Origin of the sequence: Streptomyces radicis (assembly GCF_003626575.1) — a bacterium.
GTDB classification, from domain to species: Bacteria; Actinomycetota; Actinomycetes; order Streptomycetales; family Streptomycetaceae; genus Streptomyces; species Streptomyces radicis.
On the sequence record NZ_RBDY01000013.1, the window covers coordinates 1 to 21,737 of the forward strand.

General features: G+C 73.4%; 23 protein-coding genes. 13 read left to right on the forward strand and 10 right to left on the reverse strand.

Annotated features, from left to right (window positions below; genetic code table 11):
• Positions 1-133: 133 nt before the first annotated feature.
• The 4 genes from D7318_RS17970 to D7318_RS17985 all read left to right on the forward strand — a co-directional run bounded on the left by D7318_RS17970 (position 134) and on the right by D7318_RS17985 (position 2,282).
• A complete protein-coding gene (locus D7318_RS17970; protein WP_120698144.1) occupies positions 134-946 on the forward strand; it encodes an alpha/beta fold hydrolase in 813 nt (270 codons plus the stop codon).
• 87 nt (positions 947-1,033) lie between these two features.
• A complete protein-coding gene (locus D7318_RS17975) occupies positions 1,034-1,582 on the forward strand; it encodes a TetR/AcrR family transcriptional regulator (RefSeq protein ID WP_120698145.1) in 549 nt (182 codons plus the stop codon).
• Positions 1,579-1,956: a DMT family transporter gene (locus tag D7318_RS17980; protein ID WP_120698146.1), complete on the forward strand. Its 378-nt coding sequence runs from the start codon at positions 1,579-1,581 to the stop codon at positions 1,954-1,956. Before D7318_RS17975 ends, D7318_RS17980 begins: the two co-directional genes overlap by 4 nt.
• Positions 1,953-2,282, forward strand: a complete 330-nt coding sequence (locus tag D7318_RS17985; RefSeq protein WP_120698147.1) for a DMT family transporter — start codon at positions 1,953-1,955, stop codon at positions 2,280-2,282. Before D7318_RS17980 ends, D7318_RS17985 begins: the two co-directional genes overlap by 4 nt.
• A gap of 33 nt (positions 2,283-2,315) precedes the next feature.
• On the opposite strand, the gene D7318_RS17990 is transcribed toward D7318_RS17985, so the two are convergent.
• The 4 genes from D7318_RS17990 to D7318_RS18005 form a co-directional block, all read right to left on the reverse strand.
• Positions 2,316-3,545, reverse strand: coding sequence for a C40 family peptidase (locus D7318_RS17990; protein ID WP_120698148.1), 1,230 nt, complete (start codon positions 3,543-3,545; stop codon positions 2,316-2,318).
• A 313-nt stretch (positions 3,546-3,858) separates the two neighbouring features.
• Positions 3,859-4,374 (reverse strand): hypothetical protein, encoded by a 516-nt coding sequence (locus tag D7318_RS17995; RefSeq protein ID WP_120698149.1) that lies wholly within the window; start codon positions 4,372-4,374, stop codon positions 3,859-3,861.
• A gap of 34 nt (positions 4,375-4,408) precedes the next feature.
• Positions 4,409-5,488, reverse strand: coding sequence for a protein kinase family protein (locus tag D7318_RS18000; RefSeq protein ID WP_120698150.1), 1,080 nt, complete (start codon positions 5,486-5,488; stop codon positions 4,409-4,411).
• Between the two features lie 77 nt (positions 5,489-5,565).
• Positions 5,566-5,892 carry an SCO4225 family membrane protein gene (locus D7318_RS18005; RefSeq protein WP_120698151.1) on the reverse strand — a complete coding sequence of 109 codons (327 nt, stop codon included), beginning with the start codon at positions 5,890-5,892 and terminating at the stop codon, positions 5,566-5,568.
• 204 nt (positions 5,893-6,096) lie between these two features.
• Here D7318_RS18005 and D7318_RS18010 point away from each other — a divergent pair, with 204 nt between their 5' ends.
• Positions 6,097-6,480, forward strand: coding sequence for a MerR family transcriptional regulator (locus D7318_RS18010; RefSeq protein ID WP_120698152.1), 384 nt, complete (start codon positions 6,097-6,099; stop codon positions 6,478-6,480).
• An 88-nt stretch (positions 6,481-6,568) separates the two neighbouring features.
• On the opposite strand, the gene D7318_RS34970 is transcribed toward D7318_RS18010, so the two are convergent.
• Entirely contained in the window at positions 6,569-7,144 is a 576-nt protein-coding gene (locus D7318_RS34970) for a chaplin (RefSeq protein ID WP_408055503.1), read from the reverse strand.
• The gene (locus tag D7318_RS18020; RefSeq protein ID WP_230423854.1) at positions 7,069-7,434 is read right to left on the reverse strand and encodes a hypothetical protein; all 366 of its coding nucleotides are present in this window, start codon (positions 7,432-7,434) and stop codon (positions 7,069-7,071) included. Before D7318_RS18020 ends, D7318_RS34970 begins: the two co-directional genes overlap by 76 nt.
• Before the next feature lie 347 nt (positions 7,435-7,781).
• Between D7318_RS18020 and D7318_RS18025 the strand changes: the two genes are divergently transcribed.
• On the forward strand, positions 7,782-8,171 hold the full coding sequence (locus D7318_RS18025) for a hypothetical protein (protein ID WP_120698153.1): 390 nt from the start codon (positions 7,782-7,784) through the stop codon (positions 8,169-8,171).
• A gap of 165 nt (positions 8,172-8,336) precedes the next feature.
• Here the strand turns inward: D7318_RS18025 and D7318_RS18030 are convergent, their stop codons facing one another.
• Entirely contained in the window at positions 8,337-9,230 is an 894-nt protein-coding gene (locus D7318_RS18030; RefSeq protein WP_230423856.1) for an alpha/beta fold hydrolase, read from the reverse strand.
• A 422-nt stretch (positions 9,231-9,652) separates the two neighbouring features.
• Here D7318_RS18030 and D7318_RS18035 point away from each other — a divergent pair, with 422 nt between their 5' ends.
• The 4 genes from D7318_RS18035 to D7318_RS18050 all read left to right on the forward strand — a co-directional run bounded on the left by D7318_RS18035 (position 9,653) and on the right by D7318_RS18050 (position 15,408).
• Entirely contained in the window at positions 9,653-12,241 is a 2,589-nt protein-coding gene (locus D7318_RS18035) for a glycoside hydrolase family 9 protein (protein WP_408055504.1), read from the forward strand.
• A 314-nt stretch (positions 12,242-12,555) separates the two neighbouring features.
• Complete coding sequence (locus tag D7318_RS18040; RefSeq protein WP_120698156.1) at positions 12,556-13,338, forward strand: DsbA family protein; 783 nt, start codon at positions 12,556-12,558, stop codon at positions 13,336-13,338.
• Positions 13,339-13,480: 142 nt separating this feature from the next.
• Entirely contained in the window at positions 13,481-14,524 is a 1,044-nt protein-coding gene (locus D7318_RS18045) for a C40 family peptidase (protein WP_120698157.1), read from the forward strand.
• A 329-nt stretch (positions 14,525-14,853) separates the two neighbouring features.
• On the forward strand, positions 14,854-15,408 hold the full coding sequence (locus D7318_RS18050) for a DoxX family membrane protein (RefSeq protein WP_120698158.1): 555 nt from the start codon (positions 14,854-14,856) through the stop codon (positions 15,406-15,408).
• A gap of 161 nt (positions 15,409-15,569) precedes the next feature.
• Here D7318_RS18050 and D7318_RS18055 read toward each other — a convergent pair whose 3' ends face one another.
• Positions 15,570-15,815, reverse strand: coding sequence for a hypothetical protein (locus D7318_RS18055; RefSeq protein WP_120698159.1), 246 nt, complete (start codon positions 15,813-15,815; stop codon positions 15,570-15,572).
• Entirely contained in the window at positions 15,812-17,200 is a 1,389-nt protein-coding gene (locus D7318_RS18060) for a PspC domain-containing protein (RefSeq protein WP_120698160.1), read from the reverse strand. The genes D7318_RS18055 and D7318_RS18060 overlap by 4 nt, the downstream gene beginning before the upstream one ends.
• A gap of 120 nt (positions 17,201-17,320) precedes the next feature.
• Between D7318_RS18060 and D7318_RS18065 the strand changes: the two genes are divergently transcribed.
• Both D7318_RS18065 and D7318_RS18070 read left to right on the forward strand, forming a co-directional pair.
• Positions 17,321-18,580: a PspC domain-containing protein gene (locus tag D7318_RS18065; RefSeq protein WP_120698161.1), complete on the forward strand. Its 1,260-nt coding sequence runs from the start codon at positions 17,321-17,323 to the stop codon at positions 18,578-18,580.
• Entirely contained in the window at positions 18,577-19,275 is a 699-nt protein-coding gene (locus D7318_RS18070; protein WP_120698162.1) for a LuxR C-terminal-related transcriptional regulator, read from the forward strand. The genes D7318_RS18065 and D7318_RS18070 overlap by 4 nt, the downstream gene beginning before the upstream one ends.
• A 13-nt stretch (positions 19,276-19,288) precedes the next feature.
• On the opposite strand, the gene guaA is transcribed toward D7318_RS18070, so the two are convergent.
• Positions 19,289-20,887, reverse strand: a complete 1,599-nt coding sequence (gene guaA / locus D7318_RS18075; RefSeq protein WP_120698163.1) for a glutamine-hydrolyzing GMP synthase — start codon at positions 20,885-20,887, stop codon at positions 19,289-19,291.
• 201 nt (positions 20,888-21,088) lie between these two features.
• Here guaA and D7318_RS34600 point away from each other — a divergent pair, with 201 nt between their 5' ends.
• Entirely contained in the window at positions 21,089-21,529 is a 441-nt protein-coding gene (locus tag D7318_RS34600) for a chorismate mutase (RefSeq protein ID WP_120698164.1), read from the forward strand.
• Positions 21,530-21,737: the final 208 nt, after the last annotated feature.

Consider the following 21,737-nt stretch of genomic DNA (forward strand, 5'->3'; position numbering starts at 1 on the left):
CAGCCTGAGCCTCTACCAGGTCATCCGCGAGTTGCAGACGCTCCTCGCGGTCTGGACCGGCGCCTGCCCCACCTGTCACCGTGACATACCCACACCCATACCAACCTGACCAAGCACTACTAGGGTCGGGCTCATGAGCAGCCGCAGCCTGGACCTTCGCGATGTCACGATCCGCTATGACGACCTCGGCCCCGGGGACGGGCCGCCCGTGGTGCTCGTGCACGGACACCCGTTCGACCGAACGCTGTGGGCGCCCCAGGTGGACGCGCTGGTCGCCGCCGGGTATCGGGCGATCGTGCCCGACCTGCGCGGCTACGGCGCGAGCGGGGTGACGCCAGGAACCGTCCCGCTGGCCGACTTCGCCGACGACATCGCCGCCCTGCTCGACCACCTGGACGTCGCACAGGCCGTGGTGGGCGGGGTGTCGATGGGCGGCCAGATCACCATGGAGATCCAGCTGCGGCACCCGGCGCGCGTGCGCGCCCTCGTGCTGTCGGACACGTCGTTCGCCGCCGAGACGGAGGAGGGCAGGGGGGCGCGCGAGGCGATGGCCGACCGGCTGCTCGCCGAGGGCATGGACGGCTACGCGGCCGAGGTCATCGACCGGATGCTGACCCCGTACAACGTCGCCGAGCTGCCCGACGTGGCCGCGCGGGTCATGGCCATGATGCGCGCCACGGACCCGAGGGGCGCGGCGGCCGCGCTCCGGGGCCGGGCCCAACGCCCGGACCACCGCGCCACGTTGACCGCCGTGCGGGTGCCGACGCTGATCGTGGTCGGGGCGGACGACGCGTTCACGCCGGTGGCCACGGCGCGCGAGATGCACGCGCTGATCCCGCGCTCGACGCTCACGGTGATCCCACGCGCCGGACACCTCCCCGGCGCGGAACGCCCGGCCACGTTCAACGCCGCGCTGCTGGACTTTCTCGGCACGCTGGATCGTTGAGGCCCCGGGCGGCCACCGGACGCCCTCCCGTCCGCCGCCCCGCGAAGCCCCGCAGGGACTTTACCTTCCGGTTGGTAAAGTGGACCCATGGCGACCGACACCAAGCTCCGCATCCTCGAAGGCGCCCTCGATCTGCTGCGCGCCGAGGGCGGTGGGGCGATCACCCTCGAGGCGACGGCCAAGCGCGTCGGGCTGACCAAGCCCGGGCTGATGTATCACTTTCCGACCAAGGACGCGCTGATGCTGGCCGTTGTCGATCACGCCGCCGCGCAGTGGGAACGGCTCCTGATCGATCGCGCGGGGCAACCGGCCGAGGCCGCCACCCCGTTCCAGCGCATCAGCGCCTATGTCGAGGTGGCGCTCACCGAGTCGTTCGACCGCGCGGACTTCGCGATCTACTCCGACGCCGCCTACCGCGACGCCTACACCGCGACCTGGATCCGCCGCCTCGACCCCTGGCTCACCGTTCCCGACGACCTGCCCGAGCCGGTGCGGGGCAGGCTCGTCGCCGCCCGGCTGCTGGCCGACGGGTACTGGACGGCCGCCGCAACGGGCGTCTTCCCCGCCGCCGAGCGGGACCGCGCCGCCCTCGTGGCCGTGGCGCGTGACCTGCTGAGGCAGGAGACGGCGCCGTGACCAAGTGGCTGCTGCTGTGCGCGGCGATCGCGTGCGAGGTCACCGCCACCCTCTCGCTGCGGGCCGCCCTCGACCACGCGGCCTGGTACGCGGTCGTGGCGGTCGGCTACCTCGCCTCGTTCGTCGCGCTGAGCCTCCTGCTGCGCACCGGCATGGGCATCGGCGTCGCCTACGGGATCTGGGGCGCGTCGGGCGTCGCGCTCACCGCCGTGCTGGCGACCGTGTTCTTCGGCGACGCGCTCACCGCCACCATGGGCCTCGGCATCGCGCTCGTCATAGGCGGCGTCCTGTGCGTCGAGCTCGGCTCACAGGCCGCACAGGCCGCCCGGGCCGCTCAGGCCCGCGAGGCCCGTCGGGAAGGACCGACACCATGACCTGGATCCTCCTCGCGGGCGCGATCCTCAGCGAGGTCGCCGCCACCCTCTCGCTGCGGATGGCCTCCCAACCCGGCGGCGACAGGCGGTGGTTCGTCGCCGTGGGCATCGGCTACCCGGTCGCGTTCAGCTTTCTCGCCCTCGCCCTCGACGCCGGTCTCGCGCTGGGCGTCGCCTATGGCATCTGGGCCGCCGCGGGCGTCGCGCTCACGGCGCTCGCCTCACGCGTCCTGTTCGACGAGCCGCTCACCCGCGTCATGGCCCTCGGCATCGCGCTGATCGGCGCGGGCGTCCTGCTCATCGAGCTGGGCGCCGGTCACCACTGAGGGCCGCGACGCATGGCCGCGCGGCGATCCGCCTCACGCGGGGCGGATCGCGCTGTGCCAGGGCATGATGTCGATCGCGTCATACTTCACGACATCGCCGGGCTTCGGCGCGTGGATCATCGTGCCGTTGCCGATGTAGAGGCCGACGTGGCTGATGTCGTCGTAGAAGAAGACCAGGTCGCCGGGTTGCAGCGCGTCACGCGTGACCGGGGTGCCGAACGTCACCTGGTCGAACGTGACGCGCGGTATCTCCACGCCCGCCTCGCGCCACGCGGCCTGCGTGAGCCCGGAGCAGTCGTAGGAGTTGGGCCCGGTGGCGCCCCACACATACGGCTTGCCGAGCTGCGCCTCCGCGAACGCGATCGCCGCGTCCGCCTGGCTCGCGTCCGAGCCACCGTCCGAAGGGGGCGGGGGCGTGTCGGCCTCCTCGCGCGCCGCCTCCTCGCGCGCCGCCTCCTCGCGCGCGGCTTCCTCCGCCTCGCGCTCGGCGCGTTCGCGGGCCTCGCGCTCCTCCCGCTCCTGGCGCGCCTGCTCGGCGAGGCGTTCGGCCTCCTCGCGCTCCAGGCGCTCGAGCTCGTCGAGCTCGGCCTGCTCCTCGGTGGTCAGCTGGTCGAGCAGGGTGCGCGCCTCGGCGAGCTTCTCCTGGACGCGTTCCTTCTCCTCCGCCAACTCGTTCTCGGCCGACTCCAGTTCGGTGAGCTCGGCGGTGGCGGCCGCGCGCTGCTCCTCGGCCTCGGCCTCCCGGTCGGCGAAGTCGTCGAGCGCGTGCTGCTGCGCGTCGCCGAGCCGTTCGAGGGCGTGCTGGGTGGTGAAGAAGCTGCGGAAGTCCTCGGCGAGCAGCAGCGCGGCCGTGTCGGGCATGCCGCCCGCGCCCGTGCGGTACTGGGCGGCGGCGTAGGCGCCGAGCGTGCGGCGCGCGTCGTTGACCCGGTCGGTGGCGGCGGCGGCCTCGTCCATCGCGGCGTCGGCCCGGTCCCGCTGCTCCTCGGAGGCCTCCTCGGCGGCGTTGTACTCCTGCGTGGCCAGGCCCGCCTCCTGGTAGAGCGCGTCGACCTCCTCGCGCACCGCGAGGGCCCGCTCGCGCGCCGACTGGGCGCGGTCGCGCTGCTCCTCGATCTCAGGGGTGTCCTCGTCATCGGCCGACGCGGTCGACGAGCCGAGCAGGGTGGCGGAGGCCAGGGCGAAGGCCCCGACGCCAACGGCCCCGCGGCGGGCCGTCGTTGAGTCCAGGATGCCGACGCGCGGCTTGCGGTGCGAGGCCAAGGCCGTGTCCTCTCCTCCGGAGTGCTCCGGTGCGTGCACCACCCGGCGCACACCACCTGGCGCTGCACGCTAACCACTCGAAGGGGGTCTTGTGAAGGCCGATGTGCGATCTGCGCGCAATCATTCCGTGACCTTGGACACGTGGACGGGCGGGGAGTTCGCGGTGCGGGCCGACCGAGCGGGCCGACCGCTCGGCGGGCCGCGCGACCGGCCGGACAGGCGTCGGCGCCCCGCGCCGGGGTCGGTCGCCTCCTCGGGGGGCCGACGCGGCGCGGGGCGCCGGAAGCGGGAGGCGGCTGCCCCCCAACGTCCCTTACAGGTCCGGGATCTCGGGGACCTCGGGGATCTCCGGCATGTCGGGCAGCTCCGGGATCTCCGGCATGTCAGGGAGCCCGTCGGTGAGTCGCTCGAAGCTCTCCTCGGTGCCGTCGCCCCACGTGACGTTGAGCTGATCACCCTCGACGGCGACCGTGCCCTCGGTCCAGGCCGCGTCGGCGGGCTCGCAGGTCAGGGCGAGCGCGTCGCCCTCGATCGTGCCGCTGCACACGGCGCCGGACGCGGCCTCCATGTAGGCGACCTGCCCGGCGAAGACGCTGAGTGCGTTCCCCGCCGACGTGAGCCAGTTGCCCTCGGGGTCGCCGCCACCGGCCGCGTCGTCCTCGCCGCCGGTCGCGCCCCCCTCGTCTCCTTCCTCTTCCCCGGCGCCACCCTGCTCCTCGGACTGCCCCTCGGTGGTGGTCTCCTCGTCGCCGTCGTCGCTGCTACAGGCGCCGACGAGCAACGTCACCGCCGCCACCGCGGGCAGGGCGAGCCGTATTGACCTACGCATGAATTCCCCTCGTCGATGGTTGTACGCGCACAGCCTAGGGGGCATCAAGGACAGGGCAGTCCGCCTCCAGCGGGTACGGGGTCCGCGTGCTGTCCTGCTGGAGCGCGCGCAGGAACTCCGTCATCTCCGTGGCGACCGGGGCGTGGCGGGCGATGATCCCGGCGGCGCCCCCGGGGATCCCCGTGGGCCGCTCGCCCTCGGCGCAGGCCCGCACGAACGCCGCGCGTTCCTCGCCCCACAGCCCGTACAGGGCGGTGACCAGCCAGATCACCAGGTGGTTCGAGGTGTAGCAGCGGTCATAGGTCCGGTGACGGCGGAAGAAGTCGGCCTCGTCGGGCGACAGTTCGAACCGGTCGGAGAGCGAGAGGCCGTAGTCGCCGAAGAAGAGGCGCCGCCCGTCCGTGAGGATGTTCTCGAAGTGGGCGTCGAAGTGCAGGAGCCCGCGGCCGTTCATGAACGAGACCCCCGCTTCCAGCTCGCGCTCCACCATGGCGCAGGCCACGTCGGCCGCCTCGTCGCCCGCCTTGACCTGGGTGTCCAGCCACCGGTGGAGGTTGTCGGGGATGTACTCGAGGAAGAGCGCGACGCTCGCCGACGACCGCTCGAGCGCCTCGAGTCGGCGGCGCACCGACGTTCCGCCGCCCCAGTGGGCGACGACGCGTTCGATGTCGGCCAGCTCGTCGGGCAGCGACGAGGAGCCGGGGAGCACCCGCCAGTGGTACATGAGCGGGAACCCCTCATGGTCCCCCGCGAGCACCCAGTTGGTCGTCATGGTGTGCACGGCCAGCTCGCGCCACGCCCCGAAGCCGGGCCCGCCGACGCCGTACTGGCAGAAGGTCGGGAGCCCGAACACGTTGGCCGTCGACCTGACGTTCCCCGGCTCGAGCTCGACGTCGGTGAGCGGCACGCGCTTGACGAAGACCCGGATCCCCGCGACGTCGAGCAGCGCCGACGCGCCGCCGATCCCGGCCCCGAAGGGGGTGGCCGCGTCCACCCGCTCGGCCAGCGCGCGATCGCCGAGCAGGGACAGGGCCGTGGAGACCGCGCCATAGGCCGCGACCCTGGAACCCTCGGGCGCCGAACTCATCGGCGCCCGGGAAGAATTGGTACGCATGTTCCGCACCGTAGCCGGAGCGGCCCGCGGCACGCGGGGCACGCACGTGGTGCGGGCGCGCCGGTCCTGGCCCGCCGTCAGGCGTTGCTGGTGCCGAAGCGGCGCCGGGGGCGGCCGGTGATCCAGCGGTACGCGGCGCCCAGCCACACGGCCTGGACGAACGCCCCGACGGCGACACCGGCCCAGGGCAGCGGCCCCGACAGCGACGTGAACCACAGCGAGGTCGGCGCCGTGACCGCGAACGCCCACACCCCGACGAGGCTGGCGTCCTCGTGCGCGACGAAGAGCGCGTCCACGGCGACCCACGCGACGACGGCGGCCACGAAGGCCAGATAGCCGAGGGCCAGCGGGTTGAGCACATAGTGGCGGAACGCCGTGCCGAGGGAGCGCGTCGAGGCGTCCATGTCGAACCTCCTGAAGGCCAGGGATACATCCGTCCCTAGGATCGCCGCGGGAAGCGCCCGCCGCATGAGTACCCGTACTCATGCGCGGCCCGTAACCTCGGGCGACGAGGCAGTTGTTCTGGCTCAGGTACCAGTCGTGGTACTGCCATTGCCCCCGTCCCGCGCCTTGACCTGGAGCCCACTCCGGGTGTGAGGCTCTGCGGCATGCGCTTCTACTCGCCGAGCCAGGCGGCCGAGCAGACCGGCTTCAGCCTGGACACGCTCCGCTACTACGAACGGATCGGCCTGCTCCACTCCATCGACCGGACCGCCGGTGGCCGCCGCCGGTACAGCGACAACGACCTGGGGTGGCTGCGCCTGTTGCGCTGCCTGCGGGACACGGGCATGCCGATCGCCGAGATGATCCGGTTCGCCCGGCTCACCCGGGACAGCGAGGCGACCGTGCCCGAACGGCTCGCCGTCCTCGAGGGGCACGACGCGCGCATCGAGGAACGGATAGCGCGGCTGCGCGAGCAACAGACGCAGATCCGCGGGAAGATCGACATCTACCGCTCCCGCCAGCAGACCCCGCCGAGCCCGGTCGCGTAAGTGCGTGCGTGGACCCGGGCGTAGCCGAAGGCCCCCGCCGCCGGAAGGGCGACGGGGGCCGACGTCGGGGTCAGCGCTGCGAGAACGTTCAGTTGCCGAACACCGCGTTGCCGAACCCGATCACGTTGAGGCTGTTGCCGCACAGGTTGATCGGCACATCGACCGGGATCTGAACGAGGTTGCCCGACACCAGGCCGGGCGAGCCCGCGGCGCCCCTGCGGCCCGGGCGCCGCTCTTGTGGAGGCAGCCGTGCGCGGCGCCCGGCTCGCCGCCCTTGCCCGGCTCGCCCTTGTCGCCGTGACCGTTGGCCACCGCGGGCCCGACGCACATCACGGCCAGCGCGACGCCGAGGCCCGCGGTCGCGGCGAGGTTCGTGCTCTTGTGGAGGGTGGGATTCATGCAGGGAAGGTTCCAGCGGCCACCCCGCGAACCCCGCATCGAAAAGGCCCCCTTCACCCACCCGGGGCCCAGATCCCCCGCCGATGGACCAATGTTCAGCCCGGCCGACCCCATCGCCCCGCCCACCTGGCCCGCACCGCGTGCCGCTGAACGATGGCGCGCGCCGCCGTCGCTCACGGACGGTCGGCGTCAGACGCCGCGGCCTCTTTCCCAGAGTTCTTCGACGTGCTCCGCGAACCGGTCGAACAGCCCTCCATCCCCGCACCGGCGCAGACGCAGCATCGGGGAGTCATGGCCGACCCCTCGGGCCAGGTGCGGCGTGACCAGCGCCTCCCGGTCGAAGCGGAAGACCGACAACGCAACGTTCTCGATGCTCTCCCGCTGACGCGTCACGTCTCCTTCCGGATCGCCGATCAGGAACCTGATACGGCAACCCATCTCCGCTTTGCGTCGCAAGGCGTCGACGTAGGCGGGCTGATCCAGCCACAGAAAGTAGTTGGTGTACCCGGCCAGGGTGATGCTCTCGGCGGCGCCCCGGGTCAGCTCTCCCCACACGGAGGAAGGGCAGGCGGAGCGGTACGGGTAACTCCGGACAAGCTCTCCGGTCCGTCCCGACCTTGAAGCTGTTCCTCACGGCCTTGGGCCACAACATCTGTGCCTCAGCTCCCAACGCCGCTGCGGCGTCCTCTCGGTTTCGCGCGTGCGGGACCAACTCGTCGTCGGCGATCCACCGTTCGACCGTCTTCCCCGAGACTCCCACCCGCGTGGCCAACTGCCGTGGGGAAAGCCCGGCGTCAGCCGTAGCAGTGCGCAAGGAACTGCTCAAGGCATCCCCAAGGGACGTTTGGGCGTTCTCAACGGTACCGCCCAGACGCCCCAACGGGCTGCGCCAACGACGCGCCATGACGCGGCTCCTTTGCCAGGTCTGCGGAGGACGCGCCGACCACAACGACGACGGCGTCCTCTGGCTCCTCGGCGAGGATCCGCGGGATCCGGCATCCTGGCCCGAGGACCTGCTCACCTCTCACCCCCCGCTGTGCCTGCCGTGCGCCGCGAAGTCCGTTCGTCTCTGTCCCCACCTGAGCCAGCGGTATGTGGCCCTGCGCGTACGAGAGTTCTACCTGGCCGGTGTGTGGGGCACGCTCCATCGCCCCGGCTTCCCCCTGCCCGTCGTGGCCGACGCGGCGGGGGTGGCGTTCGACGACGGGCGCCCGCGCTGGCTGCGCGCCCACTCGTTGATCACGCGGCTGGAGACCTTCACACCCGTAGACCTCGCAACGGAGACCCACTGAGACGCGCCACACGACCACGCGGTCGAACGCCCCGGCCACCCACCGCCGTACAACGCCCGCACGCCTCGGCGCGGTCGTCGCGCACCCACGCCGGGGGCCCGGGAGGGCCGGATCGCACCACGTACGGCGGGTGGGACGGCCCGAAGAAGGCCGCCGGGGCAGGGCTCAGTGCCGCTCCACCGCGTTGCAGTAGGGCAGCCCATCGCCCAGCCGCCCCGCGCAGAAGCGCCCGATCAAGTCGGCGAACTCCGCGGGCCGTTCGAGGGGCATCAGGTGGTCCGCCTCCCTCACCGTGGTGAAGGAGGCCGAGGGGAAGAGGCCCGCGACCTCGCGCACGGTGGACGGCGCGCACAGGGTGTCGAACTCCCCGGTGACCGCGAGCATCGGGACGTCGGGCACGGGCAACGGGCGGTAGACGTCGTGGCCGAGCAGGCGGGCGATGTTCTCGACGGCCGCCTCCGCCTCCTGCGTGGCGCGCCTGAGGAACTGCCGGTACAGCAGCCGGGAGACGGCCGCGCGCCTGCGCACCCGGCCCAGCGTCGGCGGCGACATGAACGTCTCGACCATGATCGCGGCGATCCGCTCGTGCTCCGCCCGGGCGCGCAGCTCCTCGAACTGCCGGGCCATCTCCGCGAACGCGGCCGGGATCGTCAGCCGCGTGCCGACCAGCGCGAGGCGGTCGAGGAAGCGCGGATACCGCTGCGCGAAACGCAGCGCGACCATGCCGCCGTAGCAGACGCCCACCAGGTTGACGCGTTCGAGGCGCAGCTCGCCCAGCATGTGCGCGACGGCCCCGGCGAGGAAGTCAGGCCCGTGGCGGGCCGGGAGGAAGTCCGCGTCGCCATAGCCGGGGAGGTCGACCGTGACGACGGTGCCGAGGGACGACAGCAGCTTGGTCTGCGGGGCCCACGAGGACTTGTCCTGCTCCGAGCCGCCGAGGATCACCACGGGGCGGACGCGGGCCGAAGGCTGGGCGACGATCCGGCACGAGTAACGGAAGCCGTCGAGGCGGAGGTTGCGGTCGACGGGTGCGCACGGCGCCGGACTCGCACCGGACAACGGTGCGTCGACTGCGTCTCGGCACGAGACGGATCGCACAGACATGGGCCGCTCCCGCAGGTGGTGACAGGGGACGCAGCGTCGCAGATGCGGGCGGGGAGCAGGCCGCCCACACGCCCATTCGGCGGCTCCCCGTCACCCACCGCGAGGCGACCGTTCCACCGGAGGCAGGGGAGGCGCCCTCCGGCCCACGGCGCAACCCGCCTCGGGCGCAGGCACGCGGCCCAGGACCGGCCGCCGCAGGGCGCGCGGCCCACATACCCACCGCTCCCCGGGTCTTGACGGGGTCCTGTCAGCCGCCCACGATGCTCTGGGAGCGCTCCCACTCGCCCATGTCCAGACGTCCGAAGGATCGAGCCGTGACCCACCGTCCTTCCCATCCTCCCCACGCGCCAGGTCGCGTCCCACGCGGCAGGCGACTCGTGGGCGCCACCCTCGCCGCCGGGCTGGCCGCCGGCGCCCTCTCGCTCTCGTCGCCGACCGCCGCCACCGCCCAGCCCACCAACATCATCGACAACGGCGACTTCGCCTCGGGCACCGACCCGTGGTGGTGGACGGAGAACGCCCCGAGCGCCAACGTCGAGGGCCGCCTGTGCTCCGAGGTGCCCGGCGGCACCGTCAACCCGTGGGACGCCATCGTCGGGCAGGACGGCATCGCGCTCGCCGAGGGCGAGTCCTACGAGCTGAGCTTCACCGCCACCTCGACCGCGCCGCTGACCGTGCGCACCAACGTCCAGCAGGCGGTGGACCCCTGGGTCTCCGAGCACTCGTCGGCCGACCCGGTGTCCGAGACCGCCGAGACGTTCACCCACGTCTTCACGGCGAGCACGGACCACGCGGCCGCGCAGCTGGCGTTCCAGGTGGGCGGGGGCGACGACCCCGTCACGTTCTGCCTTGACGACGTCTCCCTGACCGGCGGCGCCGAGCCCCCTGTCTACGAGCCGGACACCGGCTCCCCCGTCCGCGTCAACCAGGTCGGCTACCTCACCGAGGGCCCCAAGGCGGGGACGTTCGTCACCGAGGCCACCGAGGCGCTGCCCTGGACGCTCAACGACGCGGCGGGCGCCGAGGTCGCCAGCGGCACGACCGAGCCGCGGGGCGTGGACGCGATCTCCGCGGAGAACGTCCACACGTTCGACTTCAGCGAGGTGACGACCGAGGGCGAGGGTTACACGGTCACGATCGGCGAGGAGACGAGCGAGCCGTTCTCGATCGGCGGCGAGCTGTACGACACGCTGCGGACCGACGCGCTGGCGTACTTCTACCACAACCGCAGCGGCATCGAGATCGACGCGGACCTGGTGGGCGAGGAGTACGCGCGCCCGGCCGGGCACGTCAACGTCGCGCCCAACCAGGGCGACGACGGCGTCACCTGCTGGGCCCAGGACCCGTGCGACTACACCCTGGACGCGGCGGGCGGCTGGTACGACGCGGGCGACCACGGCAAGTACGTCGTCAACGGCGGGATCGCCGCGGCGCAGGTGCTCTCGAACTACGAGCGCACGCTGACCACCGAGGGCACGGGCGGCGACGAGCTGGGCGACGGCGCGCTCGCCGTTCCCGAGCAGGGCAACGGCGTTCCCGACATCCTCGACGAGGCGCGCTGGCAGCTGGACTTCCTGACGGCGATGCAGGTCCCCGCGGGCGAGGAGCTCGCGGGCATGGCGCACCACAAGCTGCACGACGCGCAGTGGACCGGGCTGCCGCTGCTGCCGCACGAGGACTCCCAGCCGCGCGAGCTGCACCCGCCGTCCACGGCGGCGACGCTCAACCTGGCGGCGGCCGCGGCGCAGGGCGCGCGGCTGTTCGAGGCGTACGACGCGGACTACGCGGCCGAGCTGCTGGCCGCGGCGACGACGGCGTACGAGGCGGCGCGGGCCAACCCGGACCTGTACGCGGACCCGCTCGACGGCACGGGCGGCGGCGCGTACAGCGACAACGACGTGACGGACGAGTTCTACTGGGCCGCCGCCGAGCTGTACATCACGACCGGCGACGACGCCTACCTGGCGGATGTGACGGGCTCGGAGCTGCACGGCGACGCGGAGGCGATCTTCCCGCCCGGCGGCTTCGGCTGGGGCTCGACGGCGGCGCTCGGCGCGTTGAGCCTGGCCACGGTGGACAGCGGGCTGAGCGACGCGCGGCGCGCGGAGTTCAGGGGGCTGGTCACCGAGGCCGCCGACGGGATCAACGCGACGGTCGCCGCGGGCGCCTACGGCGTGCCGCTGCCGGACGAGAACTTTGTGTGGGGCTCCAACAGCCAGGTCATGAACAACATGGTCGTGCTGGCCACCGCCCATGACCTGACCGGCGAGAGCGCGTACCGGGACGGCGTGCTCAGCGGGATGAACTACCTGCTGGGCCAGAACCCCCTGAACCTCTCCTATGTCACCGGCTACGGCGAGCGGTACGCGGAGAACCAGCACCACAGGCACTGGGCGAACCAGCTCGACGCCACGCTGCCCAACCCGCCCGCGGGCTCGGTGGCGGGCGGCCCGAACGCCAACCTCGAGGACCCGATCGCGTCGGACCTGCTCGAGGGCTGCGCCCCGGCGATGTGCTACGTCGACCACATCGAGTCGTACGCGACCAACGAGGTCACCATCAACTGGAACGCCCCGCTCGCGTGGCTCGCGTCCTACGTCGACGACCTGGGCGCGGGCGGCGGCGAGGGGCCGGGCACCGGCGAGCCCTCGGTCTGCGAGGTGTCGTATACCTCGAACCGGTGGAACGGCGGCTTCACGTCCGAGGTGCGCGTCGGCAACACGGGCGAGACCCCGATCAGCCCGTGGGAGCTGTCGTGGTCGTTCGACGACAGCCAGCGGATCACCAACGCGTGGAACGCCTCGGTCACCCAGAGCGGCCGTGACGTGGTCGCGCGGCCCGCGGCGTGGAACCGCACGGTGCCGCCCGGCGGCTCGGTGACATTCGGCTTCCAGGGCACGGCCTCGGGGTCGGTCGGGGATCCGGACGCGTTCACGCTGAACGGCGGCGCCTGCGACGTCGGCTGACCGCCCCCGCACGGGCCGTTCCGCCCCCCGCCCTTGGGGCGGGACGGCCTCCCCGGCCCGTCGGCCGCCGCTGCGGCCGACGGGCCAGGTCGTTCGATTCCGAAGGCCGTAGGGCCTGTCTGACAATCCCCGGCGGGCTCGCGACGACTGGCATCCCGCCTGGCCGCGTTGCCGAATCGCGCGAGTACGTCCCCCGGACTCCGTCCGGGAGGTGCCCCCACCGTACGAGCTGCGATCCGGCGCCTTGCCAGGCGGGCGCCATCCGCCGCTCGCTGATCCACCGGGGATTATCAGACAGGCCCTAGGCTGGCGGTATGCCTGTCTCACGGACCAGGAAGCCCAAGCAGAAGCCGCGCGAGCCGGCGCGGCCCGAGGCGCGTGGGCGCCGGAGCGCGCTCCGGCGGCTCACGGCGGCGCTGATCGCGGCGTTCCTCGTGTGCGTGCTGGCGGTGGGCGGCCTCTCGGCGCTCTCGGGCGGCGGCGACGGGGGCGCGGACGGCGAGGGCGACGGGTCGGTGCAGCCGCTGCCGTCGGACCACCCCGCGCTCGACGTGGCCCGCAGGGACGCCGACGACCCGCTGGCGCTCGGCGAGGCGGACGCGCCGGTCGTGATGATCGAGTACGTGGACTTCCAGGACGCGTTCAGCGGCATCCACGCCCGTGAGACGCATGACGCGCTGGTGGCGGAGTACGTGGAGAGCGGCGAGGTGCGGATCGAGTTCCGCAACTATCCGATCAACGGGCCCGAGTCCGACTCCGCGGCGCGCGCGGCGTGGGCGGCGGGGCAGCAGGGACGTTTCTGGGAGTTCTACGCGGCCGCGCTCGCCGAGGAGTTCCACCAGGGCAGCGGGCGGTTCGACGAGGAAGGCGCGCGGGCGCTGGCCGAGGAGGCCGGGGTGGCCGACGTGGAGCGGTTCGCGGCGGACATGGAGTCGGACGAGGCGTTCGACGCGATCCAGCGGGACGCCGACGAGGGGTTCGACCTGGGGGTCACCAGCACCCCGTCGTTCATGATCAACGGGCAGGCGATCGAGGGCGCCAGGCCCGTCGACGAGTTCAGGGAGCTGCTCGACCAGTTGATCGAGTCGGCCCCTTAGCTCGCCGAAACGACACGAGCGATCACTCTGCGCCATGACGTGCGCGGGCAAACGGTCACCGGTCGCCGTGATGCGGACGATTGCCGCCAATGCCGATCGGATGGCCGTGAGGGGTCCCTCGGCCGGTCTAGCGTCCTCCTCCATGGCCAAGCATCGGAAGAGCCGCCTCTGGCGGCGGACGCACCGAAAACCCATGCCCGTCGCCCTCCGCGCCGCCGCCACGCTGACCCTGGCGGGCGCCGCGTCGGGCACCATGCTGGACGGCTCGGCCCTGGCCGAGCCCGAGCCGACGCTCGCCGAGGTCGAGGAGCGCGTGGACGCGCTGCACGCCGAGGCGGAGGAGGCGACCGAGGCGTTCAACGCCGCGACCGAGGCGGCCGATGACGCCGAGGCTGACCTCGACGACCTGCGCGACCGCGCCGCCCGCCGCACCGCCGAGCTGAACGAGGCGCGCGACGCGCTCGGCTCCCAGGCGGGCGTCGAGTACCGCACCGGCGGCCTGCCCGCCACGCTCCAGCTCGCGCTGTCCGCCGACCCCGATGACTTCCTGCGCCGCGCCGACCTGGTGGACCGCGGCGACGTCGGCAGGGCCAGGGCCCTGCGCGACGTCGAGCAGCGCGTCCGCGCCGTCGAGCGGCTGCGCGAGGAGGCCGAGGACCGCGCCGAGGCGCTGGCCGAGGCGCGCGAGCGCGCGGCCGAGCAGCGCGAGGTGATCGACGACCGCATCGACGAGGCGGAGGAGCTGCTGGCCACCAGGACCGCCGAGGAGCGCGAGCGGCTGCTCGGCGAGGAGCGGTCAGGGCCTGTCGCCCCCGCGAGCGCCGCCGTCGCGACCAGCCCCAGGGCCGCGGCCGCGGTGAGTTACGCCTACGCGCAGCTGGGCAAGCCGTACGGCTGGGGCGCCACGGGCCCCGACGCGTTCGACTGCTCGGGCCTGACCCAGGCCGCGTGGCGCGCGGCGGGCGTCGCGCTGCCGCGCACGAGCTACGCCCAGGTCGACACGGGCACCCGCGTCCCGCGCGCCGAGCTGGCCCCCGGCGACCTGGTCTTCTACTACTCGGGGATCAGCCACGTGGGCCTCTACGTGGGCAACGGCCAGATCATCCACGCCTCACGCGCCGGCACCCCGGTCCGCATGGCCCCGGTCGACTCGATGCCGTTCGCCGCGGCCACCCGACCGGCGTAACGCCCCCGGCCGGGGAGGCGCCCGGCGTCCCATGGGGGGCGCGCCGGGCCCCGGCCGGGAAAGGCCCGCTCATCGGCGGGCGGCGCGGGGCGTTCGCGGGTATATCTCAAGAGTGCGGTCCCCGATGAGGCGGTCCCGCCCCGGGTGCGCGACGCCGACGCGTTCGAACGTTCACACGCTCGAACGGGGCATCGGCGAGCGGATGTTGACGTTCAAGGGCGCACCCACGCCGGGCCGGTCCCTGGCGTCCCTCGCGGCGTGGCAAACTGTCCGGCCTGCAACACCGACCCCCGAGCGGCCCCCACCCGATACGAAAGGTCGGCATCGCCATGTCTGTGACGCAACAACTGGGCGGGCCCGCGGCCCGCGGCCCCCTCCCCGGTACCGGCGGCCCGGGCGGCGGCCTGCGCGAGAGCGCGGCGCGGTTCGCGCTGCTGCCGCTGCGGCTCTTCCTCGGCCTGACGTTCCTCTACGCGGGCGTCGACAAGTTCACGGACGCGGGCCCGTTCAGCGACACCATGACCGCGGACACCGTGGAGCGGATGCTGGACGCGTCGAGGGACCAGGCCGCGGCGGGCTGGCTGACCGATCTGGCCCTCGACCACCCGGCCGTCTTCGTCAACGGCACGGCCGCGGCCGAGATCGCGGTGGGCGGCTGCGTGCTGATCGGCCTGGCCACGCGCTGGGCGGCGGCGGGCGGCGCGGTGCTGGCCCTGGCGTTCTGGCTGACGATCAGCTGGAGCACCGACCCGTACTACTTCGGCTCCGACCTGCCGTTCCTGATCGGCTTCCTGACGCTGCTGCTCGCGGGCGCGGGCCCGATCGCGGCGGAGCGCGTCATCGCGGCGCGGCAGGCGCGCAGGAGCGGGCGGCTGTTCGGCTAGGGCCTGTCTGATAATTCCCGGTGGATCAGCGAGCGGCGGATGGCGCCCGCCTGGCAAGGCGCCGGATCGCAGCTCGTACTCAGCCGTACTCGCGCGATTCGGCAACGCGGCCAGGCGGGATGCCAGTCGTCGCGAGCCCGCCGGGGATTGTCAGACAGGCCCTAGGGGCGCGGGCGCCCGCGCTCGACGGCGCGGCGCCGCGCGCGGCGCGCCGTCAGCGCGACCACGGCCACCGCGGCCGTGCACGCGAGCCCGAGCGGCAGCAGCGCGAACAGCACCGGCAGCGGAACGTCCGCCTCGCCCGAGGCGCGCAGCACGTGCAGGCCCGCGATGGCCAGCACGACGAGCCCGAGCACGAGACGCGCGGGCTCGAAGCGGTGCGGCCTGCCCGAAGTCGTCCTCCTCATGCCCGCTCCACCGCCAGCACGCCGAGTCCCATCCCGAGCCGCAGCTCGACGCTGCCGCTCGGCGTCACCCCGTCCGGCGGGGCATAGGTGTCCGTCCGCTCCTGGTCGATGCCGCCCCACGTCTCGTCGGGGAAGCCGCCCTCCGGCCAGGCCCCTGGCCGGGGACCGTAGTCGAACGCGCCCATCCCCATCTCCACGGTCACCGTCACCTCCGCGTCGCGCGGCACGATCACCCGCACCTGCCCCGCCCCCGCCTCGACGCCGGTGCCGAGCACCTCACCGGGGGCGAGCTCGATCGCGCTCAGGTCGAGCACGGCGGTGCCCGAGCCCAGCTCGTACCCGTCGCGGACGGCCGACGCGGTCGCCGGGCTCCACCGGGTGTCGGCCCAGCTCGTCGTGATGTTCTCCGGCAGGACCGAGGCGCCGGCGAGCAGCACGCCCGTCGTGACGACCGCGACCACGGTGCCGCCGCCGAGGCGCCCCCAGAACGCGCTGAGCACGAGCCCGGCCCCGAACACCGCGAGCGCGGACGCGAGTCCGACGACCAGCGTCGTGCCGAGCGGCTCGCGGTCCCACGCGGCGGCCGTGCCGAGCACCGCGGCGCACAGCGCGAGCAGCAGCACGGGCCCGCCCAGCCTGGCCTCGCACTCCCCGGGCGGCACCGGCGACCGCGGCGGCGGAACGGACCAGGGATCGCGCGGGCGTTCGACGTCGGGGACGCCGGGCGGCGGACCCGGCGGCAGCAGGTCGCCCGGCGACGCGTCGGCCGGACCCCACAGATAGCGGGGGCCGCCAGGCGCCCCGGGGCCGTGCCACCACGCGGGCCCGTGCGGGGCGGGCGGGGCGTGCGCCTCGGGCGGCGCCTCGGCGACGACCTGCGCGGTCGCCTCGTCCACGGGCGCGCCCGCGGCCCGCGCGCTGCGCGTCGCGTCGCGTCGGCGCTGCCACAGCCCGACCCCGGCCACCGCGCCGAGCAGCATCACCGAGAACCACGTGCCCGAGCTGCGGCGGCCGAGCGAGGCGAGCAGGAGCCCGCACCCGGCGACGATGAACAGCAGGGCCGTGAGCCCGGGGCCCTCCACGCGCCCCGAGAGCATGCGGCGGCCCTCGTTCTCCTCCTCCTTCTCGAACGGGATGAGCAGCCACGCCACCCCGTACGCCACGAAGCCCACGCCCCCGATGACCGAGAGCACCGCGAGCGGCACCCTGACGATGACCGGGTCGAGGTTGTAATACCGGCCGAACCCCCCGCACACGCCGCCGATCACCTTGTGGCGGCGGCTTCGGGTCAGCTGGCCGCCCTCGGGCCCCGGCTCGCGCCCTCCCTGGGGCTCCGGGGGCGCGAAGGGCCGCGGGGGCGCCTCGGTCGCGGAGTCGTCGGTCATCCCCCCATGGTGACGCAGCCGCGCCACGCCCGGATCCGGGGTGGCCCCGGAGGAATCCCTGAGCCGCCTCGGGGGGCACCCCTGATGCCGCCTTGACGCCGTTCGTGTGACGATCGAGGCATGACGACCGCCACCCCCGCAGGCGCGGGCCTGGACGAGGCCCCGGTGCGGAAGCTGTACCGGAGCGCCGAGGGCCGCTGGCTCGGCGGGGTGGCCCAGGGCCTGGCCGGTCATCTGGCCCTGCCCGTCTCCTGGGTGCGGATCTTCTTCATCGGCCTGCTCCTGTCGAACGGCCTGGGCGTGCTGCTGTACGGCATCTTCTGGTTCGTCGTCCCGCTGGGCGCGGCGGCGGCCAAGCCGGTGGCGCCGCGCAGGCGGCTGTTCCAGCGGCCCGACCGGGGGCAGTTGATCGCGGGCCTGGTGTGCGCGGCGACGCTCGGCGTGCTGGCCGCGAACGTCCAGTTCCCGATACGCGGCGGCTATCTGTGGCCGATGCTGATCATCGGCGTCGGCGCGGCCGTGGTCTGGCGCCAGGCGGACAACTCCCGGCGCGCGCACTGGGCCGAGGCGACCCGGCGCAGCCGCTGGCTCCCCCTGGCGCGCACCGGCGCGGGCGTCGCGCTCGTGTGCGGCGGGGTGGGCGCGTTCGTCGTGGGGCGCAGCGCCTCGGGCGACGGCAAGGGGCTGGCGCTGGTCGCCCAGGCGTCGGTGGCGCTGCTCGTCGGGCTCGCGCTGATGGTCGGCCCGTATGTGGTGCGGATGGTGCAGGACCTCAGCGAGGAGCGCACGATGCGCATCCGCGCCCAGGAGCGCGCCGAGGTCGCCGCGCACATCCACGACTCGGTGCTGCACACCCTCACGCTGATCCAGCGGAACGCCGAGCGGCCCCGCGAGGTCGCCAGGCTCGCCCGCGCCCAGGAGCGCGACCTGCGCGCATGGCTGTACAAGTCGGCGGAGCGCCAGGCGCAGCCCGACGAGGACGACGAGCCGGGCACGTTCGCCGAGTCGGTGCGGAGCACGGTCGCCGAGGTGGAGGACCACCACGGGGTGCCCATCGAGGTGGTGTGCGTCGGGGACTGCCCGCTCGACGAGCCGCTGCTCTCCCTGCTCCAGGCCGCGCGCGAGGCGATGGTCAACGCCGCCAAGTACGGTGGAGAGGGCGGTCCCGTACGGGTGTTCGCCGAGGTCGAGGGGCGTACCGTCTTCGTGTCGGTGCGCGACCGCGGCCCGGGGTTCGACCCGGACGCGGTCCCTGACGACCGGATGGGCGTGCGCGAGTCCATCATCGGCCGGATGCAGCGCAACGGCGGCAGGGCGCGGGTCCGGTCCACACCGGGCGAGGGCACGGAGGTCGAGCTGACGATGGAGCGATCGGAATGACGAACGGGCAGGGTTCACGCGGCGGGGCGGACCGGCCCCTGGCCCGGGTGGTGCTGGTGGACGACCACCGGATGTTCCGCGCCGGGGTGCGGGCGGAGATCGGCCGCACCGAGGAGACCGGGGTCGAGGTCGTCGGCGAGGCGGGCGACGTCGACCAGGCGGTGACCGTGATCAAGGCCGCGCGCCCCGATGTGGTGCTGCTCGACGTGCACCTGCCGGGCGGCGGCGGCGTGGAGGTGCTGCGGCGCAGCGCCCCGCTGATGTCGGCGACGGACCACCCGGTGCGTTTCCTCGCGCTCTCCGTGTCGGACGCGGCGGAGGACGTGATCGGCGTGATCCGCGGCGGCGCGCGGGGCTATGTCACCAAGACGATCACCGGGGCCGACCTGGTGGACGCGATCTTCCGGGTCGCGGACGGGGACGCGGTGTTCTCGCCGCGCCTCGCGGGCTTCGTGCTCGACGCGTTCGCCTCGTCCGACGCGGCCCCCGTGGACGAGGACCTGGACCGGCTCACCCAGCGGGAGCGCGAGGTGCTGCGGCTGATCGCCAGGGGCTACGCGTACAAGGAGGTGGGCAAGGAGCTGTTCATCTCGGTGAAGACGGTGGAGAGCCATGTCTCGGCCGTGCTGCGCAAGCTCCAGCTCTCCAACCGCCACGAGCTGACCCGCTGGGCGGCGGCCCGCCGCCTGGTGTGACCCCCGCGCGGGCTCACTCCCACTCGATGGTGCCCGGCGGCTTGCTGGTGATGTCGAGCGTGACCCGGTTGATGTCGCGGACCTCGTTGGTGATCCGGGTGGAGATCCTCGCCAGCAGGTCGTAGGGCAGCCTCGACCAGTCGGCCGTCATCGCGTCCTCGGACGTCACGGGCCGCAGCACCACGGGGTGGCCGTAGGTGCGGCCGTCGCCCTGGACGCCGACGCTGCGCACATCGGCGAGCAGCACCACGGGGCACTGCCAGATCTGCCGGTCGAGGCCCGCGCCCGTGAGCTCCTCGCGCACGATCGCGTCGGCCGCGCGCAGCAGGTCGAGGCGCTCGCGGGTCACCTCGCCGACGATGCGGATGCCGAGCCCGGGCCCGGGGAACGGCTGGCGGTGCACGATCTCCTCGGGCAGCCCGAGCTCCCGCCCGACCATGCGCACCTCGTCCTTGAACAGCTTGCGCAGCGGCTCGATCAGCTCGAACTCCAGGTCGTCGGGCAGCCCGCCGACGTTGTGGTGCGACTTGATGCTGGCCGTCCCCGTGCCGCCGCCCGACTCGACGACATCGGGGTAGAGCGTGCCCTGGACGAGGAACGCGACATCCTCCCCCGCCTCGCCCGCCTCCGCGACCAGCTCGGCCTGGGCCTGTTCGAAGACCCGGATGAACTCGCGGCCGATGATCTTCCGCTTCCGCTCGGGGTCCGACACCCCGGCGAGCGCGTCGAGGAAGCGGTCGGCCGCGTCGACCACGCGCAGCCGCACGCCCGTCGCGGCCACGAAGTCCTTCTCGACCTGCTCACTCTCGCCCTGCCGCATCAGCCCGTGGTCCACGTAGACGCACGTCAGCTGGTCGCCGATGGCCCGCTGGACGAGCGCGGCCGCCACCGCGGAGTCCACGCCGCCCGACAGCGCGCAGATGGCGCGCCTGCTCCCGACCCTGGCGCGGATCTCCTCGACCTGCTCGGCCACGATCGATCCCGTGGTCCATGAGGGCGTGATCCCGGCGCCTCGGTGGAGGAAGTGCTCGAGCACCTGCTGGCCATAGGTGGAGTGCAGGACCTCGGGGTGGTGCTGCACGCCGTAGAGCCGCCGCCCGTCGTCCTCGAACGCCGCGACGGGAACGGTGTCGGTCGAGGCCGTCACCGTGAACCCCTCGGGCGCGGCCGAGCACGCGTCGCCGTGCGACATCCACACCTGCTGCTCGGCGGGGGTCCCCTCGAACAGCGTCGAGTCGGGCACGCTCACGCTCAGCACCGTGCGGCCGTACTCGCGGGCCCCCGAGTTGTCCACGGTGCCGCCGAGGGCCTGGGCCATCAGCTGGAAGCCGTAGCACATGCCGAAGACGGGCACGCCCGCGTCGAACAGGGCGGGGTCGATGCCGGGGGCGTTCTCCGCGTAGACGGACGCGGGCCCGCCGGAGAGGATCACGGCCCGTGGTCTCCTGGCCAGGATCTCGGCCACGGGCGTGGTGGAGGGAACGATCTCGCTGTACACCCGGGCCTCGCGCACCCGGCGGGCGATCAACTGCGCGTACTGGGCGCCGAAGTCGACGACGAGGACCGTGTCGGTGTCCCCCCGCGCCTGGTCTTCCGCTGCCGCGTCTGCCACGTCTGCCACGAAATGAGCTGCCTTTCTCGCCTTCCCAGCGCGTCCCCCACGCGCGTCCCCTCGCCTCCCGCGAGTCTACCGACGGCCGAGGCGGAACGATTCCTCCTCCACTCCTCCTCCACCGGTACCGGCTGGTCAGGGCCGTCGGCCGGTGGCATACTCGCCGCGTGATCCGTGTGGCGCGCCTCCGCTCCTTTACCTATGGCACCGGCCTGGCCGGCTGCCGGACGGAGCGTCGCGCACCGCGTTGACCAGCGACATCCTTCGCGCCCCAGGCCCAGAGCGGCGGCCTGGGGCGTTTGTCGTACCGGGCGGCGGCGGACGGACACCGGGGCTCCCATCGGTCCATCAGGACATCAGATCGAGGAGATCTCCATGACGCACACGACGAGCGAGACCGCGGACGATCCCGTCGCCGAGGGCCGTGAACGGATCGACGCGCTCGACGACCGGATCATCGCGTTGATCAGGGAACGGATGACCGTTTCCGATCGGATTCAACGGGCCCGGCTCGCGTCCGGTGGGCGCCGGATCCAGCTGGCCCGCGAGATGGAGATCCTCGGCCGCTACCGCGAGGCGCTCGGCAGGCCCGGCACCCAGCTCGCGATGACGCTGCTCGAGCTCTCCAGGGGACGCGCCTGAGCCGCGCGCCCACCCGTTGACGGGCGTCACCCGTCCGGAGCGTGACCGGTCGCCGCCGGGCTTCGTTGAAGGGGGTGTCCCCGGGGCGATGAGGTGCCCCGGTCCTCGCGGTGTGGCGGGGGCCGGGCGCCGTGGGACCTCGCTCCGGTGCGGTGGCCGGGCAGCAGGGGACAGCAGGCCGGTCACGTCCTGAGGGCGGCCGGTCCTC

Bases quoted from the DNA above. Each gene is read 5' to 3' on its own strand.
- D7318_RS17970 (WP_120698144.1), top strand. From the start codon at position 134: ATGAGCAGCCGCAGCCTGGACCTTCGCGATGTCACGATCCGCTATGAC.
- D7318_RS17975 (WP_120698145.1), top strand. From the start codon at position 1,034: ATGGCGACCGACACCAAGCTCCGCATCCTCGAAGGCGCCCTCGATCTG.
- D7318_RS17985 (WP_120698147.1), top strand. From the start codon at position 1,953: ATGACCTGGATCCTCCTCGCGGGCGCGATCCTCAGCGAGGTCGCCGCC.
- D7318_RS17995 (WP_120698149.1), bottom strand. From the start codon at position 4,374: ATGCGTAGGTCAATACGGCTCGCCCTGCCCGCGGTGGCGGCGGTGACG.
- D7318_RS18000 (WP_120698150.1), bottom strand. From the start codon at position 5,488: ATGCGTACCAATTCTTCCCGGGCGCCGATGAGTTCGGCGCCCGAGGGT.
- D7318_RS18005 (WP_120698151.1), bottom strand. From the start codon at position 5,892: ATGGACGCCTCGACGCGCTCCCTCGGCACGGCGTTCCGCCACTATGTG.
- D7318_RS18010 (WP_120698152.1), top strand. From the start codon at position 6,097: ATGCGCTTCTACTCGCCGAGCCAGGCGGCCGAGCAGACCGGCTTCAGC.
- D7318_RS18025 (WP_120698153.1), top strand. From the start codon at position 7,782: ATGACGCGGCTCCTTTGCCAGGTCTGCGGAGGACGCGCCGACCACAAC.
- D7318_RS18040 (WP_120698156.1), top strand. From the start codon at position 12,556: ATGCCTGTCTCACGGACCAGGAAGCCCAAGCAGAAGCCGCGCGAGCCG.
- D7318_RS18045 (WP_120698157.1), top strand. From the start codon at position 13,481: ATGGCCAAGCATCGGAAGAGCCGCCTCTGGCGGCGGACGCACCGAAAA.
- D7318_RS18050 (WP_120698158.1), top strand. From the start codon at position 14,854: ATGTCTGTGACGCAACAACTGGGCGGGCCCGCGGCCCGCGGCCCCCTC.
- D7318_RS18055 (WP_120698159.1), bottom strand. From the start codon at position 15,815: ATGAGGAGGACGACTTCGGGCAGGCCGCACCGCTTCGAGCCCGCGCGT.
- D7318_RS18060 (WP_120698160.1), bottom strand. From the start codon at position 17,200: ATGACCGACGACTCCGCGACCGAGGCGCCCCCGCGGCCCTTCGCGCCC.
- D7318_RS18065 (WP_120698161.1), top strand. From the start codon at position 17,321: ATGACGACCGCCACCCCCGCAGGCGCGGGCCTGGACGAGGCCCCGGTG.
- D7318_RS18070 (WP_120698162.1), top strand. From the start codon at position 18,577: ATGACGAACGGGCAGGGTTCACGCGGCGGGGCGGACCGGCCCCTGGCC.
- D7318_RS34600 (WP_120698164.1), top strand. From the start codon at position 21,089: ATGGCACCGGCCTGGCCGGCTGCCGGACGGAGCGTCGCGCACCGCGTT.